The sequence below is a fragment of the Phycicoccus flavus genome (assembly GCF_004025965.2).
Lineage (GTDB): Bacteria > Actinomycetota > Actinomycetes > Actinomycetales > Dermatophilaceae > Phycicoccus > Phycicoccus flavus.
In genome coordinates this window covers 1-18,302 of record NZ_SAYU02000023.1, presented here as the reverse complement: position 1 = coordinate 18,302, position 18,302 = coordinate 1, and the positions used below count along the sequence as shown (strand labels likewise).

Here is an 18,302-nt window from a genome sequence, read left to right as displayed (position 1 = left end):
GTACGTCGGAGCCGTCAGTCCCGGGCGACCGCGGCCTCCAGCTCCTCGAGGGCCTCGCCGGTGTGGACGGCCAGCCGCTGCAGGTGCGGCAGGGCGTCGCGGTCGCCGACGAAGCCGATGTTCAGGGTGCCCGCGTACGACTGGGCGGTGATGTTCAGCGCCATCGAGTGCCCGGGGATCGACACCGGGTAGGTGGCCTCGAGCCGGGCGCCGCGCCAGTACAGCGGCTTCGTCGGGCCGGGGACGTTGGAGATGCAGACGTTGAGGGTCAGCGGCACCGGAAGGGGAAAGCCGCTCATCGCCCGGGTCACCTGCAGGGCCGCCGGGGCCAGCAGCAGCGCGCTGTAGGCGATGACGGCGTCCCCGGACATCCCCCGCATCCGGGCCTTGGCCGCCCGCGACGACGCCGTGACGGCCGCCAGCCGCGCGGCCGGGTCGGCGATGTCGGTGGCCAGCGACACCAGCGTCGCCCCGACGTAGTTGCCACCGCCGTCGCTGTCGGAGGCGCGGACGTTGACGGGGACGAACGCGACGAGCGGCCGGTCGGGCAGGGCGTCGAGGTCACCGAGGAAGCGGCGCAGCCCGCCCGCGCAGGTGGCCATGAGGACGTCGTTGAGGGTCACCCCGCGGGCGCGGGCCACGGCGCGCAGCCGGTCCAGCGCGTACTGCTGGGTGGCGAAGCGCCGCGCCCGGCCGGTCCGGCCGTTGAGGACCGAGTCCGGCGCCTGGTACGACGTCACCGCGGGGGTCGAGGTGTCGCCCCGCCGCAGCTGGGTGCCGGCCAGGGTCCGCGCGACCGAGGGCAGCGCGCCGGTGGCCGAGGACACGCTGCGCAGGATCGACGCGACGTCGCCGACCGGCTCGGGGCGGGCGGCGTCGCTGGGCTCGCGCCGGCCGAGGCTGAAGAAGTGCGGGTGGGTGCGGTCGCGGGCCTTCTCGCTGAGGCCGCGCTGCAGGTAGCGCATGCCGGTGAAGCCGTCGACGAGGCTGTGGTGGATCTTCACGTACACGGCGAACCGCCCCGGTCCGACGCCCTCGATGAGGTGCAGCTCCCACGGCGGGCGCCGGAAGTCGATCTGGTTGCTGTGCAGCCGCGAGACGAGGATGCCGAGCTCGCGCTCGCCGCCCGGCGCCGGCAGCGCCGAGTGCCGCACGTGGTAGCCCATGTCCATCCGCCGGTCCTCGACGAAGCGGTGCACCGGCTGGCGCATCACCCGGCGCGTCTGCAGCCGCAGCGACCACGGCGGCTCGACCGGCGCGGACCGCAGCTCGGCGACGAGGTCTCGGAGGAAGTGCTCCTCCCGGCCCCGGGGGTAGGTGAAGTGCAGCAGCGACCCGACGTGCATGAGGGTCTCGGGGGTCTCCGCGACGAGGAAGACCGAGTCCAGCGGTGAGGCCCAGCGGGAGGCGGGCACCGCGTCAGCCGGCCTCGGCGGTCGGTGGCTCCGTGGCTGCGGCCGGGTCCGCGCCGGCCGGAGGGACGTACGGCGTCCAGGCGCCCTCGGGCTGGGCCAGCCGGTCGCAGACCACCTTGAGGGTCTCCAGGTGGTGGCCGTAGCCGAGGTGGGTGGCCCCGACCTCGACGTTCTCGGTGAGGGGCGCCTCGTCGGCGACGCAGCACTGCCAGGCGACGATGCCGTCGGTCCGTGACCAGATGCTCGTCGTCGGGACCTCCAGCGGCGCGGCCCGGGCGGCGATGGCCTCGGCGGTGAACAGGTCGGCGGTGTGCGCGCCGCGGTTGAGGAGCCGGTACATCGCCCAGGCGCGGGTGGCCTCGGGGTGCCCGGCGAAGGGGCTGCCGAGGGTGACGACGGCGCGGGTGTAGTGCGCGAGGCTGCGCGCGAGCTCGCGGGCGTAGATGCCGCCGGCGCTCCAGCCGACGATGCTGACCCGCCGGCCGTACCGGTCGTAGATCTCGAGCAGCAGGTCCTCGAGCTCGGCGGCGAGCGTCGGGGTGACGCCGAGGTTGCGGCCGTGCCGCCAGTCGTAGGTGCGGTAGCCGAGGCGGCGCAGGTGCTGGCGGAGGAAGGCGGTCGACTCCGGGCCGGCGAGGAAGCCGGGGATGACGAGGACCGGGTGGCCGTCGCCGGCCGGCCAGTCGTGCAGGTCGCGGGTGCGGACGGCCGAGGCGGCCCAGTCCAGGGCGGTGCGCCACTCGCGCCCGGTGTCGCGCAGAGGCGGGGCGGCGAGCAGGGCCGCGGCCGAGCCGGGGGCGTCGTCGGCGGGCTGCGCTGTCGACGTCATCGTCGCTCCTTCCCGGGGTCCGGGCGCCGCGACGGGGCTGGTCGTCGCGGCGCTGCGAGGTCCGGCCGTCAGTGTGGCAGAGCGGGGCTCGTCACGGGACCCCCTGGTGGGCGGTGTTGCCGGGTCGTGACCCGGGGCGGGTCCGGGGCGCGACGCCTACGGTGGAGGCATGGACGACGAGCAGCAGGACGGCCGGGCGGTGCGGGTCGAGCGCGACACGATGGGCGAGGTGGAGGTGCCGGCGGACCGGTACTGGGGCGCGCAGACCCAGCGCAGCCTCGAGCACTTCGACATCGGCCGGGACACCTTCGTCTGGGGCCGGCCGGTGGTGCGCGGTCTGGGGCTGCTCAAGAAGGCGGCCGCGCAGGCCAACCACGACCTCGACCTCCTGCCCGACGAGATCGCCGACGCCGTCGTGCAGGCGGCCGACGAGGTGGCGCGCGGCGAGCTCGACGACCACTTCCCGCTCGTCGTCTTCCAGACCGGCTCGGGCACCCAGAGCAACATGAACACCAACGAGGTCGTCGCCAACCGGGCCGTCGAGATCCTCGGCGGCGAGCTGGGCTCCAAGGACCCGGTGCACCCGAACGACCACGTCAACCGCAGCCAGTCCAGCAACGACACCTTCCCCACCGCCGTCCACGTCGCCGTCGCCCTCGAGCTCGCCGAGCGGCTGCAGCCCGCCGTCGACGGCCTCGTCCTGGCCCTGGAGGCCAAGGCCGAGGAGTTCGCCGACGTCGTCAAGGTCGGGCGGACCCACCTCCAGGACGCGACGCCCGTGACCCTCGGGCAGGAGGTCGGCGCCTGGTCCGGGCAGCTGCGCGAGGCCTGGGGCGACGTGCGGCACGCCGGGGACCGGGTGCTCCAGCTCGCGATCGGCGGCACCGCCGTCGGCACCGGTCTCAACGCGCCCGCGGACTTCGGCCCCACGGTCGCGCGGCACCTGGCGGACGAGACCGGCCTGGCCTTCCGGCAGGCCGACAACCTCTTCGTCCAGCTCGCGGCGCACGACGGGCTGGTCGCCGTGTCGTCCTCGCTGCGCACGCTGGCGGGCGGGCTCATGAAGCTCGCGAACGACGTCCGCTGGCTCGCCTCCGGGCCGCGCACCGGCATCGGCGAGCTGCGGATCCCCGAGAACGAGCCGGGCTCCTCCATCATGCCGGGCAAGGTCAACCCCACCCAGTCCGAGGCGATGACCATGGTCGTCACCCGGGTCTTCGGCAACGACGCCACCGTCGGGTTCGCCGGCACCCAGGGCAACTTCCAGCTCAACGTCTTCACCCCGGTCATGGCGCACGGGGTGCTGGAGTCGATCCGGCTGCTCGCCGACGCCTGCCGCTCCTTCACCGAGCACTGCGTCGTCGGGCTCGAGGCGGACACCGTCCGGATCGCCGAGCACCTGGAGGACGACCTCATGCTCGTCACCGCGCTGGCCCCGCACATCGGCTACGACAAGGCCGCCGCCATCGCCAAGCAGGCGCACCGGGACGGCTCGACGCTGCGCGAGGCGGCGCTGGCCTCCGGGGACGTCACCGACGAGGACTACGACCGCTGGGTCGACCCGGCGGCGATGACCCGCCCGGGCTGACGCCGACCCGCCGGGTCCCGCGAACGCCGGACGGGGGCGCCGCGCGCCGGATAGCCTCGCCACCGGGCGGGCGAGGTCCGGCCGCCCGGGAGGACCGTCTGAGCAGCAGCACCGCCCCCGCCGGCTGGTACCCGACCCCCGAGGGTCTGCGGTACTGGGACGGCACCGCCTGGACCGCGCACGTCGTCCCCGCCGTCGCTCAGGGGCCGGGCGCTGCGGGCCGGCCGGGCGGACGAGCGGCCGCCGACCCCGTGGGCTCCGGGCCGGCCGCGTGGTTCGGCTGGGGCGGGCTGGTCCTCGCCGTGCTCCTGGGCGCCGCGGGCGGGCCGGGCGACGCGCTGGTCATGGGCGCGTTCTACGCCCTCGTCGTCGCCGTCGTGGCGCTGGTCCGGGGTCGGGTGCGCTGGGCGCGCCTCAACGGGCGGGCCGCGGCCGGGGCCGCGCTCACCGGGGCCCTCGTGCTCGCCGGCGTCGGGGGTGCCGTGGCCGGTCCCCCCGACGACGACGCGACCTCGGCCGCCCCGGAGACGCAGCGTCCGACGCGGTCGACGAGCCCGAGCGCGACCCCGACACCCGTCCCCACGCCCACCCCGTCCACGACGCCGTCCCCGACGCCGACGCCCACCCCGTCTCCGACGCCCACCCCGTCCCCGACGCCCACGCCGACCGAGATCCCGCCCGCCCTCGGGACGGCGCTCGCCCTCCTGGCGACCCTGCCGGTCAAGGGCCGGGCCCCGAGGACCGGGTACGACCGGGACCGGTTCGGGCAGCGCTGGGCCGACACCGACCGCAACGGCTGCGACACCCGTAACGACGTCCTGCGCCGGGACCTCACCCGTCTCACCCTGGGGGCCGGGACCCGCGGCTGCCTCGTCCTCTCCGGCACCCTGCGCGGGCCGTACACCGGGCGCACCATCCCGTTCGTCCGGGGCGAGGCGACCTCGGCCGAGGTCCAGGTCGACCACGTCGTCGCGCTGTCGGACGCCTGGCAGAAGGGGGCCCAGCAGCTGTCGCCGGCCGGGCGGACCGCCTTCGCGAACGACCCGCTGAACCTGCTCGCGGTGGACGGACCGACCAACGCGGCCAAGGGCGACGGCGACGCCGCCACCTGGCTGCCGCCGCGCCGGTCCTTCCGCTGTGCCTACGTCGCCCGGCAGGTGGCCGTCAAGGCGCGCTACGACCTCTGGGTCACCGCGGCCGAGCGGGACGCCGTCCGGCGGGTGCTGGGGACCTGCCCGAACCGTGGGGTGCCGCGGTCGGCGCCGGTCCCCCTGGGCGGCGGCCGCGTCGTCACGCCGGCGCCGGAGCCCCCGCCCGCCCCGAGGCCGCCCGAGCCCGAGCCGCCGGCGCCGAGGACGGACCCGCGCTTCCCGTACTGCAAGGACCTGCCGCCCGGCTACGGCCCCTACGTCCGCGGCCAGGACCCGGAGTACGACTGGTACCGCGACGCCGACGACGACGGCGTGGTCTGCGAGTAGCGGGCGACCCGGTCAGCGCACGAGCGCGGCGCGGACCCGCTCCGGGCCCGCGGTGACCTCGGCCCCGCCGTGGGCGTCGACGGCGTCGTCCCATCCGGACGGTGCGACGTCGGTGCCGTCACCCAGGTGCCGGGGGAGGAGGAAGCCCTCGTCCTCGGGGCCGTCGACGACGACGAGCGTGGCCCGGTTGAGCAGCCGCCAGGAGGCGGTGGAGTCGAGGCGCACGCCGATGAGCGTGACGACCGGTGTCCCGTCGACGACGGCGAGGTCGAAGCGGTCCGGCCGCAGGTGCTCGGCCACGGGTCGCCGGCTCAGGCCACGCGGACGACGGGCTGGGCGTCGAGGTCCGACGCCAGGGCCGACACGGCCGACTCGGCGACGACGAGCACCCGGCCCCCGCCCGGCTCGGCGACCGTGGCCATCCAGCCCAGGTCGCGGACGACGTCGAACCCGAGCACCGTGCGGAAGGCCTCGACGGCCGCGGAGACGTCGCGCACCGTCAGCACCGGCACCCCGTCGCGCGCATCCACGGGAGGGAGTCGACCACACCGGCCCGGAACGTGGCAACCCGTGGACGTCCTCGCGCGTGTCGCGGCGGGCCGCGACGTCGCGGTCGAGGGGTCGCGACACGCTGCAGCGGACCCCGGCGGTGTCGCGCGTCGTGGCTCCTCGACGTCGACGACGAGGAAGCCGGCGAGCGTCCCGGCGAGCTGCCGGCTCAGGTGGCGAGGAGGTCGCGCAGGTCGTCGGCGGTCATCGCCTGTCCGAGCGCCGCGCCGTCGTCGACGACCTTGGTGAACAGGTCGCGCTTGCGCTCCTGGAGGGCGACGACCTTCTCCTCGACGGTGTCCCGGGCGACGAGCCGGTAGACGTTGACCGGCTTGGTCTGCCCGATGCGGTGCGCCCGGTCGATGGCCTGGGCCTCGGCGGCGGGGTTCCACCAGGGGTCGAGGACGAAGACGTAGTCGGCCTCGGTGAGGGTGAGCCCGAAGCCGCCGGCCTTGAGCGAGATGAGGAACACCGGCGCGTCGCCCTCGCGGAAGGCGGCGATCCGGTCGGCGCGGTCGCGGGTGCGCCCGTCGAGGTACTCGTAGCGGATGCCCTCCTCCTCCAGCCGCCGCCGGACGATGGCGAGGAAGCCGGTGAACTGCGAGAACACCAGCGCCCGGTGTCCCTCCTGGGCGAGCTCGGAGACGTGCTCGACGAGGGTGTCGACCTTGGCCGACGTCGCGAGGCCGGCGTACTCGTCATCGACGAGGGAGGGGTCGAGCGCCATCTGCCGCAGCGCCGTGAGCGCCCGCAGCACCGCCATCCGGTTGCCGTCGAGGTCGTCGATGAGCCCGAGCAGCCGCTGCCGCTCGCGCTGGAGGTGCCGGTCGTAGACCGCCCGGTGCCGGGGGTGGAGGTCGACGGTGAGCACCTGCTCCTGCTTGGGCGGCAGCTCGGTGGCCACCGACTCCTTGGTGCGGCGCAGCATGAGCGGGCGGACCCGGCCGCGCAGCGTCGCCAGCCGGTCACGGTCGCCGTCGCGCTCGATGGGGGTGGCCCACTGCTCCTTGAACGCGCCCGGCCGCGGGTGCAGCCCCGGCGCGACGATCGAGAGCAGCGACCACAGGTCCATGAGGGAGTTCTCCAGCGGCGTGCCGGTGATCGCGAACTTCGCCCGCGCCTCCAGTCGGCGCACCGCCTGGTAGGTCTTGGCCTGGTGGTTCTTCACGAACTGCGCCTCGTCGAGCACGACGGCCGCCCACGGCCGCGAGCGCCAGGCGGCCTCGTCGATGCGGGCCACGGTGTAGGAGGTGATGACGACCTGGGCGTCGCCGATCGCGGCGGCGAGCGGGCGGCGGTCCTTGCCGCGGGTGCGCTCGACGACGGCGGTGCGCAGCCCGGGCGCGAACCGGGCGGCCTCGCCGGCCCACGTCGACAGCACCGAGGTGGGGGCGATGACGAGGACGGGGTGGGTGAGCTCGCCGCGCTCGTGCGCCCGCTGGACGAGCGCGAGCATCTGCACCGTCTTGCCCAGGCCCATGTCGTCGGCCAGCACCCCGCCGAGGCCGCTGTCCCACAGCAGCGACAGCCAGCGGAAGCCGTCGACCTGGTAGGGACGCAGCGTCGCGTCGAGCCCGGCGGGCACCTCGGCGGGCTCGACGCCCACGCCGTCGACGAGCCGTCCGACCGTGGCCTGCCAGCGCTCGCTCTGCTCCTCGACGACGCCGAGCGCCGCGAGCTCCTCCCACAGTCCGACGTGCACCGCCGAGATGCGCAGCGGGTCGCTCGGCTTGTCCTGCAGGGAGCGGGCCTCGTCGACGAGGCGCCGCAGCGTCTCGAGCTCGGGGCGGTCGAGGGCGAACCACGTGCCGGAGTCGAGGATGAGGTGCTCGTGGTGGCGGGCCAGGGCCTCGATGAGCGGCGCCAGCGGGACGTCCTCGCCGGCCACGGTGACCGAGATGCCGAGGTCGAACCAGTCGGTGGACGCGCTGCCGCCGCCGCGGGAGTCGGTGGCGGAGACCTGGATGAGCGGCGCCTCGTCGGCCTCGCTGTAGTCGGCGACCTCCCCGTGGACGGTGACGTCGAGGTCGGGCAGGTCCCCCAGGACGGGCAGCACGGCGCTGAAGCCGATGGTGGAGAAGCCGTGCAGCCGCACCTCGGGGACGAGGTGGGGCTGCTGGGCGACGACCTGCCACAGCGGCGCGAACTCCGCCGCCTCGGGGACCGCGCGCAGCGCCTCGACGAGCCGGCGCTCGGCGGCGCGGTCGCGCATCGGGTCCGGCTCGTCCGAGCCCAGCCCGACGGACACGCCGGTGGGGCCGCCGTAGCGGAAGCCCCAGCGCAGGTGCGTGCGGTGGCCGGGCTCGGCGGTGACGTCGAGGGTGAGGCGCGGCGGCACCGTCTCCGGCAGGTCGAGGTCGCCGGTGAGGCTGCGCACGTGGGCCTTGCGGCGCAGCCCGGGCAGGTGGGTGACGGTGAAGCGCGCCCAGTCGGCCTCCGGGACCTCGACGGTGCCGAGGTCGAGGAGGCGCTGGCGGGTGGCGTCCAGCGGCTCGGCGAGCGAGCCGAGGACGAGGGTGTCCTCGTCGCGCAGCCAGAACCCCGTGGCCGGGGAGCCGACGAGGTGGGTCGACGTGCCCGGCGTGACCGGCAGGTCCAGGTGCGGGCGCAGCGTCGCGCCGTCGTCACTGCGGTCGATGTCGACGACGAGCTCGGCGGGCTCGGGGGCGAAGGCCACGGCGCCCTCGCCGCGCAGGTCCGCGAGCAGCCGGACGCCGGCCCGGTCCGCCGCGCGCAGCAGCCCGACCCACCCGGCGCCGAGGTGGTCCAGGAGGATCGCGTCCGGCATCCGGCCGTACCCGAAGGCCCGCACCGAGCGCCGGTGGGCGTCGGCGACGGCGGTGAGGGCGTCGCGCTGGTCGTCGTCGAAGGTCTTGGCGCCGAAGCCGTAGTAGCCGCCGGCGAAGGTCTCCCAGGAGACGCCGGTGCGGATCCAGCTGCCGCGCACGCCGGGGACCACGGGCCGCAGCCGGAGCTGGCCGCGGCCGGTGTCGTCGGCGAGGCGGGCGCGGCCCGTCGCGGGGGTCGCCTCCTCGAGCAGGAGGCCGACGGCGGTGACGTCGTCGGGGGTGTCGTCCTCGAGCAGCCCGCCGAGCGCCTGCTCCCACGTGGGGGCGGGCGGGTCACCGGCGTCGACCGGCTCGGGGGCGAGGTCGCGGACGGTGGCGGCGACGGCGACCGCGTGCTTGCAGTCGCCGGTCATCGGGCAGGAGCACTGGCTGTGCCAGCGGCGCAGCGGGAGGCGGACGGAGCTCTCCTCGGTGGGCCGCAGCGCGACCTGGGTCGTGTACGTCTGGCCGGTGCTGCCGCCGACCCAGCCGGTGGCGTGCGCGCCGTCGGCGGAGACCTCGACGTCGACGACCCGACCCTGCCGCGCGTACGCGAGCCCGCGGGCGACGGTGACGGTGCCGCAGAGGTCGCCGAGCTCGCGGTTGGTGAGCGCGGCGAGGCGTCGTGCGGCGACGACCCGGGCCATCGGCGACCTCCCTCGCGGCGTGCTGCGCACCGGCCCTGCACCGGCGACCCCGAACACCCCACCGTACGACGAGCGGCCGACATCGCACGAGCCGATCCTTGAGGGTGCCGGCGACCCTCGCGTGCCGCGGCCCGATGTGGTGTCATCGGGGAGGAGTCGCCAGCAAGGAGTCCCCATGTCCCGCGTCCGCACCGCCCTCGTCGCCCTCGCCGCCGGGGCGGCCGTCGTCACCGGCGGCGTCGTCGCCGTCTCGGCCACCGCCGCGCCTCCCGCCGCGGCCCCGTCGGCCCCGTCGGCCCGGCCGTCCGCCGACGCGCCGGACGCCGCGCCCGGGGAGCGTCGGCACCCCGGACGGCACCACGGTCGGGGTCCCGGCCGGCACTGGTGGAAGGGCCTCGGCGACGAGCAGCGGCAGTGCCTGCGGGACGCCGACATCACCCGGCCGGTCGGGCCGCTGAGCAGGGAGGAGCGCCGGGCGCTGCGTGAGGAGGTGGCCCAGGCCGCCGACGCCTGCGGCGTGGAGCTGCCGGGCGGGAGGGCGCACGGCTTCTGGCGCGGCCTCACCGACGAGCAGCGGCAGTGCCTGCGGGACGCCGACGTCACCCGGCCCTGGGGTCCGATGACCAAGGACCAGCGCCGACAGGTGCGCGACGACCTGCGCGCGGCCGCCCGCTCCTGCGGCGTCCAGCCCCCCGCCCGCCACCGCCCCGACCTCCCCTCCCCCTCCTGACCCCCACCCCCCGGTGACATTTCGGGGTCACCCCGAATTGTCACCGAGCCCCCGCTTACGAACCGGGGGTTTGGGTGACAAACCGGGGTGATGGCCGACCGGGGCCGCCCGAACGACGCGGTCGGACGGCCCGGCACCCCGTCGCCCCGTGCCGTCGAGCACCACCGGCACCAGCGAGGTCACCGAGCCGGAGCCCGGGGCCCGTCGCGCCGTGCACGCCCCAGCGCCGCCGCCCCGCCGCCGCCTCCGCTCGCGCCGGCGGCCCGCGCGTAGCGCTCACCGAGGTCGCGGACGGCGTCGAGCAGCTCCGGCGGCTCGAGGACTTCGAACTCGTGACCCAGCGTCCCCAGCCAGAACGCGGTCCCCGTGACGCTCGGCCCGGCGAGCCGGACGACGCACGAGTCCGGCCGCGAGGTCTCGACCGTCCCCTCGACCCAGTGCCCCAGCCGTCCCTGCACCTCCGCCGCCGGCGCCGCGACCCGAACCGTCGCCGTGCTGCGATGCAGCACCTGCCGCGTCTTCTGCGCCACCCAGGCCGCGACGTCCTCGGACGGCAGGTCGCGGGCCCGGAACCGGTGCCCGACGGACCGCGCCTCGCGGACCCGGTCGACGCGGAAGGTGCGCCAGTCGTCCCGGTGCACGTCGAACGCGACGAGGTACCAGCGCTGGCCGAGCGTGACGAGGCGGTAGGGCTCGACGCGGCGCTCGCTGCCGGCGCCGGCGTGGTCGGCGTACCCGAAGCGGACGACCTCCCGGGCTCCCGCGGCGCCGGCGAGCAGCGCAAGCAGCGACCCGTCCACGGGGGCCTGCCGGCGACGCCAGGGCTCGGCGCGTGACGTCGCCGCCCCGAGCGCCTCGACCTGGCCGCGCAGCCGGGCCGGCAGCACCTGCTGCAGCTTGGTCAGGGCCCGGACCGACGACTCGTCGAGCCCCGCGACCTCGCCGCCGCTCGCCGTCCGCAGACTCACCGCGACGGCGACCGCCTCGTCGTCGTCGAGCAGCAGCGGCGGCATCGCCGTGCCGGACGCGAGCCGATAGCCGCCGACCGAGCCCCGGGTGGCGTTGACGGGGTAGCCGAGGTCGCGCAGCCGCTGGACGTCGTTGCGCACGGTCCGCTCGCTGACGTGCAGCCGGGCCGCGAGCTCCGGCCCCGGCCACTCCCTCGGCGCCTGGAGCAGGGACAGGAGCCTGAAGAGCCGGGCGGAGGTGTCGGACACGGTCCTCAGACTAGGTCGGAATCAGGAAGGGAACGTGCCTGATGGACTCCTAGCGTCGGCGACGACAGCAGGCGGACGAGGTCCGCCCCCACAGCCCCGAGAGCAAGGAGTCGTCATGACGACCGCCGCAGACACCCCACCCGCCGCCACGCCGGGCGCCGCACCGGCCGCCGACGCCACCCCCGCCGGACCCACCCGCCGCACCTGGGCGGGGTTCGCCGTCGTCCTCGGCGCCGTGGTCCTCAACATCCTCGACAGCACGATCGTCAACGTCGCGGCCCCCTCCATCCGGGCCGAGCTCGCGATGAGCACCTCGAGCCTGGAGTGGGTCGCCGCGGCGTACACGCTGGCGCTGGCCGTCGGGCTCGTCGCGTCGGCCCGGCTCGGGGACGTCGTCGGCCGGCGGCGGATGCTGCTGCTCGGCCTCGGCGGCTTCGTCCTCACCTCGGTGGCGTGCGCGGCCGCCCCCACCGGTGACGCGCTCGTCGTCGCCCGGGCGCTCCAGGGCCTGGCCGCGGCGACGATGGTGCCCCAGTGCTTCGGCCTGGTCCGCGAGCTCTTCACCCCGGCGCGGGTCGGCACCGCGATGGGGGCGATGGGCCCGGCCATCGGGCTCTCCACCGTCCTGGGTCCGGTGGTCGCCGGGTCGCTCATGCAGCTGGACGCGTTCGGGACGGGCTGGCGCTCGCTCTTCCTCGTCAACGTCCCGGTCGGTCTGGCGGCGATCGCCGTCGGCCGGCGGGTCCTCCCCGCGAACCGGCGCGCGCCCGGGGCCCGCGTCGACGTCGTCGGCACGGCGATGCTCGGCGCGGTCAGCCTGCTGCTGACCTACCCGCTGGTCGAGGGGCGCGCGCTCGGCTGGCCGCTGTGGGTCTTCGGGCTGCTGCTCGCCGTCGTCCCGCTGCTCGTCGTCTTCGTCCGTCACCAGCGCGGCCGGGTCGCCGCGGGGGCGAGCACCGTCATCGAGCCCAGCGTCCTGCGCAAGTCGTCGTACGTCGCGGGGATCGTCTTCATGGCTGTGTTCTTCGGCGCGGTCGTCGGCGTGCAGTTCGTCGTCGGCGTGTTCCTGCAGGTCGGGCTGGATAAGTCGGCGTTCGACGCCGGGCTCTACCTGTCCTCGCTCGCGGTCGGCTCGCTCGTCGGGGCCGGGGTCGGGTCGTGGGCGGCGCAGCGGGTCGGCCGTCCGGTCCTGCACGTCGGCACGACGACCATGGCCGCCGGCTGCCTCGTCCTGTGGTTCTCGCTGCGGGGGTCCGCCGAGGTCGGGGTCGCCGCGCTGTCGCCCGGTCTGGCGCTGTTCGGGCTGGGGATGGGCATGATCTTCGTGCCGCTCTTCGCCATCGTGCTCGGCGGCATCGAGGACCACGAGGTCGGGTCGGCCACCGGGCTGCTGACGGCCACCGAACAGCTGGGCGCCTCGCTCGGCATCGCCGGGCTCGCGACGCTGTTCTTCCACGTCTACGACCTCGAGTCCGGCGGCCCGCTGGCCGCCGCGGCGGCGGGACGGCACCTCCTGGCCGCCGAGCACACCCTGCTCGCGAGCATCGGCCTCGCCGCGCTCGCCTGGGGCCTGGCCTGGTTCCTCCCCCGCCGCGCCCGGACCGACGCCGGCGCCCACTGACGCCCCTCCCCGCCCCGCCCCCCGGCGGACATTTCGGGGTGACCCCGAAATGTCATCGAGACCCCGGTTCCGAACCGGGGTCTCGGTGACGTTCCGGGGTGTCGACCGGCCGGGCCGGCCTCCCCGCGTCGCCGACGGGCTCGGGCGTGCGCAGGAGGACGTCGAGGCGCTGCATCGCCACCGCGCCGGCCAGCGGCCCGAGGGCGAGCAGCGCCACGGCGACCCGCCAGCCCGCGAGGTCGACGACCACCGGCACGGCGTTGATGGTGAGCACGGTGAGGAGGAAGCCGACCGCGGTCTGGGTGGTCAGGGCAGTGCCGACGTAGCGCGGGTCGACGACGTCGGCGACGCAGCTGGAGAACAGCCCGGAGTCGGCGATGACGGTGATGCCCCAGAGCAGCAGCACGGGCACGACGAGCCACAGCGGCGCGGCGAAAACCAGGGCCGCCAGGACGCAGCACGTCGCCGACCCCCGCATCGCCCAGCCGGCGACCCGTGCCCGCCCCAGCCGGTCGCCGAGCCGTCCCGCGGCCAGGCACCCGGCCGCCCCCGCGACCCCGATGACGACGAACGCCGTGACACCGACCGTCGTCCGCCCGAGCTCGACGCCCGAGCGCGCGGCGACGGAGGCGATGAGGAAGGCCGGCACCCACGTCCACATCGCGTACAGCTCCCACATGTGCCCGAAGTAGCCGAGGTTGGCGAGCAGGGGCCCGCGGTCCCGGAACAGGGTGAGGACGAAGCGCGGCTCGAGCGGTGGCGCGGGCCGGGCGTGCGGCCCGAGCCGGACGAGCGCCAGCAGCAAGCCGCCCCCGACCGCGGCCAGCGTCGCCGACACCGCGAGCACCCCGCGCCAGGGCAGGGTCGGCAGCCCGGACACGAGCTGCGGCAGGGCGCTGCCCAGGGTGAGTGCACCGATGAGCACGCCGAGGGCGAAGCCGCGTCCGCGGTCGAACCACGAGGTCATGAGCTTCATGGCGACGGGATAGACCCCGGCCAGCGCGACGCCGGTGGCGAAGCGCAGGACGACGGCCGGGCCGAGGGAGTCGACGAGCCCGGCGACGGCGGCCGTGGTCAGCGCCGCCAGCAGCGCGGAGAGGCCGGCGACCCGGTGGGCCGGGAACCGGTCGGCGAGGTTGACCGCTGCCGACGTCACCGCCCCGGCGACGAACCCCAGCTGGACGGCGACGGTGAGCAGCGTCGCCTGCAGCGAGGTGATGCCCCACTCCGCCCGCAGCGTCGGCGCCACGGCGGAGGCGGCGAACCAGCAGGAGAGGACGAGGACGACGGCGGCGGCGATGAGCCCGAGCTGCCGGCGGGCGTCGGCGGCCGGCGCGGCGTCGTCGTCGACGGGGTCCACGCGCCGAATCTAGCCGTGCCCCGGCGTCGCCGGGTGGGGTGGGAAACCGGGGGTTCGCGGGGGAAGTGTTCCCTTGTGAACCCCGGCTTTTACGGGTGGGGCGGGAAACCCGGGGTTCGCGCGGGGAGTCTTCCCTTGCGGACCCCAGCTTTTACGGATGGGGCGGGAAACCCGGGGTTCGCGGGGGAAGTGTTCCCTTGCGAACCCCGGCTTTTACGGATGGGGCGGGAAACCCGGGGTTCGCGCGGGAAGCTTTGCCTTGCGAACCCCAGCGGCTCCGGATGGGGCGGGAAACCGGGGGTTCGCGCCGGAAGTCTTCCCTTGCGAACCCCGGCATTTACGGATGGGGCGGGAAAGTCGGGACGGGTGGGGAGGGGGAGGAGGGGTGGGGTGGGGGATCAGGCGGTGACGTGGGCGTCGGCGACGTCGAGGGCGGCGTCGAGGATGTCCAGGCCCTTGTGCAGCTCGTCGGCGCTCGTCGTGCACGGCGGGACGACGTGGATGCGGTTGTAGTGCGTCATCGGCCACATCCCGCGCGAGGTGCACGCGGCGACGAGCTCGGACATCGGCTTCGCGGCCTCGCCGGAGGCGTTGAACGGCACGAGCGCCTCGTGGGTCCGGGTGTCGCGGACCAGGTCCAGCGCCCAGAACATCCCGAGCCCCCGCGCCTCGCCCACCGACGGGTGCTTCTCCTGGATCTCCGCCAACCGCGGCCCGACGACGGTGTCGGCCATCTTCCGGACGTGCTCGAGGATGCCCTCGTCCTCGAAGATCCGCATCGACGCCACCGCGGACGCGCAGGCCAGCGGATGCCCGGAGTACGTCAGCCCGCCGGGGTAGGGACGCTCGTCGAAGGTGGCCGCGACCTGCGCGGACACGACGACCCCGCCGAGCGGGACGTACCCCGAGTTCACGCCCTTGGCGAAGCAGACGAGGTCCGGCGCCTGCCCCCAGCGGTCGACGGCGAACCACTCGCCGCAGCGGCCGAAGCCGCACATGACCTCGTCGGCGATCCAGAGGATGCCGTGCTCGTCGCAGATCTCGCGCACCCCGGCGAGGTAGCCGTCCGGCGGAATGAGCACGCCGTTGGTCCCGACGACCGTCTCGAGGACGATGGCCGCGATGGACGCCGGGTTCTCGACCATGACGACGTCGCGCAGGTGCTGGAGCGCGCGCTCGCACTCCTCCTCGACCGAGGTCGAGTGGAACGGCGAGCGGAACGGGTAGGGCCCCCAGAAGTGGACGAACCCGGCGCCGCCCGGCTCGCTGCCCCAGCGTCGCGGCTCGCCGGTGGCCTGGATCGAGCCGGCCGTCGCGCCGTGGTAGCTGCGGTAGGTCGAGAGGACCTTGTGCCGGCCGGTGTGCAGCCGGGCCATCCGCATCGCGTTCTCGGTGGCCTCGGCGCCGCCGTTGGTGAAGAACACCTTGGCCATGCCCTCGGGCGCGCGCTCGACGATCATCCGCGCGGCCTCGGAGCGCGACTCGTCGGCGAAGCTCGGGGCGATGGTGCACTGCCGGGCGGCGGCCTCCTGGATGGCCGCGACGTACCGCGGGTGCTGGTGGCCGATGTTGACGTTGACCAGCTGCGAGGAGAAGTCGAGGTAGCGGGTGCCCTCGTAGTCCCAGAACCACGACCCGGAGGCGCCGGCGATCGGCAGCGGGCTGATCTTCGCCTGCGCCGACCAGGAGTGCAGGACGTGGGCCCGGTCGTCGGCGGCGACGCGGGCGCCGCGCTCGGGGTCGGGCCGGACGTCGGGGACGGTGAACTCGCTCAACGGGGGTCCTCTCGGGGGTCGGGTCCTGCGCCCGGCAGGTCGAAGATCGTGCGGTGCCACGCCTTGCGCGCGACGCCGGTGATGTCGTGCATGACGTGCTTGACGTTCGTGTACTCCTCGAAGGAGTACATCGACATGTCCTTGCCGAACCCCGAGTGTCTGTACCCGCCGTGCGGCATCTCGCTGATGATCGGGATGTGGTCGTTGACCCACACGCAGCCGGCCCGGATCTCCCGGCTCGCGCGGCCGGCGCGGTAGGTGTCCCGGGTCCAGGCGCTCGCGGCCAGGCCGAACGCGGTGTCGTTGGCCAGCCGGATCGCCTCGTCGTCGTCGTCGAAGGGCACGACGACGAGCACCGGCCCGAACACCTCGTCGCGCCAGAGCTCGGAGCCGACGGGGACGTCGGCGACGACGGTCGGCTCGTAGTAGCAGCCGCGCGCGAGGTCGCCGGTGGGCGCCGCACCCCCGCGGACGACGCGCGCGCTCGCCCGCCCCCGCTCGACCATCCCCGCCACCTTGGCCAGGTGTGCCCGCGACGACAGCGGCCCGAGGTCGGTCGCCTCGTCGTCCGTCGGGCCCATCCGCACCTCGCCGTAGAGGTCGGCGACGCCGGCGACGAACTCGTCGTAGAGCGAGCTGTGGACGATGGCCCGGGCGGCGGCGGTGCAGTCCTGCCCGGCGTTGATGAGGTTCGCCGCGGCGGCGCCGTGCACGGCGGCCTCGAGGTCGGCGTCGTCGAACACGACGAAGGGCGCCTTCCCGCCGAGCTCGAGGTGGACGCGCTTGCCGGTCGCGGCCGCGGTGGCCATGACCTGCCGCCCGACGGCGGTGGAGCCGGTGAACGAGGTCATGTCGACGTCGGGGTGCCCGACGAGGTGCTGCCCGGCGACCGGGCCCGTCCCGGTGACGATGTTGACGACCCCGGGCGGCGCGCCGGCGGCGGTGAACGCCTCGGCGAAGGTCAGCGTCGTCAGCGGGGTGGTCTCGGCGGGCTTGAGGACGATGGTGTTGCCCGCGGCGATGGCGGGCAGCACCTTCCAGGCCGCCATCTGCAGGGGGTAGTTCCAGGGTGCGATCGACCCGACGACGCCGATCGGCTCGCGGCGGATCGAGCTCGTGTGGTCGCCGGAGTACTCCGCGCTGGCCAGGCCGTCGAGGCGGCGGGCGGCGGCGCCGAAGAACGCGGTGTTGTCGACCGTGCCGGGCACGTCGAACTCGCGGGCCAGCCGGATCGGCTTGCCGGCCTGACGGGACTCCACCCGGGCCAGGTCCTCGGCCTGCTCCTCCAGCAGCGCGGCCGCGCGGGTGAGGACGGCGGCGCGCTCGGCGGGCGTGGCGCCGGCCCAGCTCGGGAACGCGGCACGGGCGGCGGCCACGGCGGCGTCGACGTCCTCGGCGCTCGCGAGGGTCACCGTCTCGTAGACCTCGTCGGTGCTGGGGTCGAGGACCTCGAAGGTCTCGCCGGTGCTCGTCGGGCGCCGCTCACCGCCGATGTACTGGTGCATGCCGGTGAGCATACGGAACCGCCCCCGCCGCGCGAAAGCGCAGCGAGGGCGGCGGCGACCTTCGGATTCCGTCGCCGGAGCGGCCCGGCGCGGTGGTCCTCGGTGCTCGGCGTCAGTGCTGGTACGTCCCGTGGATGACGGCCCGGCCGAGGGTCTTGAACGCGAGGTTGAACGACACGACGGCGGGGGAGGCGTCGGCGTCGACCCCGAGGCTGGGCTCGGACACGGCGTGCACGACGAGGTAGTAGCGGTGCGGCATGTCGCCCTCCGGCGGGGCCGCGCCCATGAACCCGTGCTCGCCGCCGTCGTTGCGGACGTGGAACGCCTGGCCCGGCAGGTCGCCGGCCGCTGCGCCGGTGTCGAGGGAGGTGACGTCGGCCGGCACGTCGACGAGCACCCAGTGCCAGAAGCCCGACGGGGTCGGGGCGTCGGGGTCGAAGACGGTGACGACGTAGCTCTGCGTGCCCTCGGGGGCGCCGGACCAGGACACTTGGGGCGAGGTGTTGCCGGCCGAGGCGACCTGGTCGTCCTTCAGCGGGGCGCCGTCGGTGACGTCGTCGCTGGTCACGGTGAACGAGGGCACCGCGGGCAGCATCTCGTAGGGGTTGGGGGCGACCGGGCGGTCGAGGCTCATGGGGCTCTCCTGCGTCGTCGGGGGAAGAGGGGCGCGGCCGGCGGGCCGGCCCACACGGGTGCCAACGGCGGCGACGGCGCGATCCTTCCGCGGTCGCAGGCGCCGACACCCCGGTTCGTCACCGAG

The 18,302-nt window shown here is 75.3% G+C and carries 14 protein-coding genes and 1 pseudogene; 5 read left to right on the top strand and 10 right to left on the bottom strand.

The window, feature by feature from the left end; translation table 11 throughout:
- Window positions 1-14 precede the first annotated feature (14 nt).
- Entirely contained in the window at window positions 15-1,415 is a 1,401-nt protein-coding gene (locus EPD83_RS08645; RefSeq protein WP_128366795.1) for a WS/DGAT/MGAT family O-acyltransferase, read from the bottom strand.
- A 4-nt stretch (window positions 1,416-1,419) separates the two neighbouring features.
- Window positions 1,420-2,244, bottom strand: a complete 825-nt coding sequence (locus tag EPD83_RS08640; RefSeq protein WP_128366794.1) for an esterase/lipase family protein — start codon at window positions 2,242-2,244, stop codon at window positions 1,420-1,422.
- A gap of 169 nt (window positions 2,245-2,413) precedes the next feature.
- Between EPD83_RS08640 and fumC the strand changes: the two genes are divergently transcribed.
- The 3 genes and pseudogenes from fumC to EPD83_RS08625 all read left to right on the top strand — a co-directional run bounded on the left by fumC (window position 2,414) and on the right by EPD83_RS08625 (window position 5,310).
- Window positions 2,414-3,832 carry a class II fumarate hydratase gene (fumC, locus tag EPD83_RS08635; RefSeq protein ID WP_128366793.1) on the top strand — a complete coding sequence of 473 codons (1,419 nt, stop codon included), beginning with the start codon at window positions 2,414-2,416 and terminating at the stop codon, window positions 3,830-3,832.
- A pseudogene (locus tag EPD83_RS21045) lies at window positions 3,796-4,029 on the top strand (DUF2510 domain-containing protein); the annotation flags it as partial. The gene fumC and the pseudogene EPD83_RS21045, both read left to right, overlap by 37 nt.
- Window positions 4,030-4,083: 54 nt before the next feature.
- Window positions 4,084-5,310 (top strand): GmrSD restriction endonuclease domain-containing protein, encoded by a 1,227-nt coding sequence (locus tag EPD83_RS08625; protein ID WP_235950421.1) that lies wholly within the window; start codon window positions 4,084-4,086, stop codon window positions 5,308-5,310.
- 12 nt (window positions 5,311-5,322) lie between these two features.
- Here the strand turns inward: EPD83_RS08625 and EPD83_RS08620 are convergent, their stop codons facing one another.
- The 3 genes from EPD83_RS08620 to EPD83_RS08610 form a co-directional block, all read right to left on the bottom strand.
- The gene (locus tag EPD83_RS08620) at window positions 5,323-5,610 is read right to left on the bottom strand and encodes a hypothetical protein (RefSeq protein WP_128367403.1); all 288 of its coding nucleotides are present in this window, start codon (window positions 5,608-5,610) and stop codon (window positions 5,323-5,325) included.
- Window positions 5,611-5,621: 11 nt separating this feature from the next.
- Window positions 5,622-5,840 carry a VOC family protein gene (locus EPD83_RS08615; protein WP_128367404.1) on the bottom strand — a complete coding sequence of 73 codons (219 nt, stop codon included), beginning with the start codon at window positions 5,838-5,840 and terminating at the stop codon, window positions 5,622-5,624.
- 188 nt (window positions 5,841-6,028) lie between these two features.
- Window positions 6,029-9,334 (bottom strand): DEAD/DEAH box helicase, encoded by a 3,306-nt coding sequence (locus EPD83_RS08610; RefSeq protein ID WP_128367405.1) that lies wholly within the window; start codon window positions 9,332-9,334, stop codon window positions 6,029-6,031.
- Window positions 9,335-9,509: 175 nt separating this feature from the next.
- On the opposite strand from EPD83_RS08610, the gene EPD83_RS08605 reads away from it, so the two are divergent.
- Window positions 9,510-10,064, top strand: a complete 555-nt coding sequence (locus EPD83_RS08605) for a hypothetical protein (RefSeq protein WP_128366268.1) — start codon at window positions 9,510-9,512, stop codon at window positions 10,062-10,064.
- Between the two features lie 179 nt (window positions 10,065-10,243).
- On the opposite strand, the gene EPD83_RS08600 is transcribed toward EPD83_RS08605, so the two are convergent.
- On the bottom strand, window positions 10,244-11,281 hold the full coding sequence (locus EPD83_RS08600) for a helix-turn-helix transcriptional regulator (protein WP_128366269.1): 1,038 nt from the start codon (window positions 11,279-11,281) through the stop codon (window positions 10,244-10,246).
- A 115-nt stretch (window positions 11,282-11,396) separates the two neighbouring features.
- On the opposite strand from EPD83_RS08600, the gene EPD83_RS08595 reads away from it, so the two are divergent.
- On the top strand, window positions 11,397-12,902 hold the full coding sequence (locus EPD83_RS08595) for an MFS transporter (protein ID WP_128366270.1): 1,506 nt from the start codon (window positions 11,397-11,399) through the stop codon (window positions 12,900-12,902).
- Between the two features lie 52 nt (window positions 12,903-12,954).
- On the opposite strand, the gene EPD83_RS08590 is transcribed toward EPD83_RS08595, so the two are convergent.
- The 4 genes from EPD83_RS08590 to EPD83_RS08575 form a co-directional block, all read right to left on the bottom strand.
- On the bottom strand, window positions 12,955-14,262 hold the full coding sequence (locus EPD83_RS08590; RefSeq protein ID WP_128366271.1) for an MFS transporter: 1,308 nt from the start codon (window positions 14,260-14,262) through the stop codon (window positions 12,955-12,957).
- Window positions 14,263-14,660: 398 nt separating this feature from the next.
- Window positions 14,661-16,037, bottom strand: coding sequence for an aspartate aminotransferase family protein (locus tag EPD83_RS08585; protein WP_128366272.1), 1,377 nt, complete (start codon window positions 16,035-16,037; stop codon window positions 14,661-14,663).
- Entirely contained in the window at window positions 16,034-17,542 is a 1,509-nt protein-coding gene (locus EPD83_RS08580) for a gamma-aminobutyraldehyde dehydrogenase (protein ID WP_128366273.1), read from the bottom strand. The genes EPD83_RS08585 and EPD83_RS08580 overlap by 4 nt, the downstream gene beginning before the upstream one ends.
- Window positions 17,543-17,654: 112 nt before the next feature.
- On the bottom strand, window positions 17,655-18,176 hold the full coding sequence (locus EPD83_RS08575) for a YbhB/YbcL family Raf kinase inhibitor-like protein (RefSeq protein WP_128366274.1): 522 nt from the start codon (window positions 18,174-18,176) through the stop codon (window positions 17,655-17,657).
- Between the last annotated feature and the right edge of the window lie 126 nt (window positions 18,177-18,302).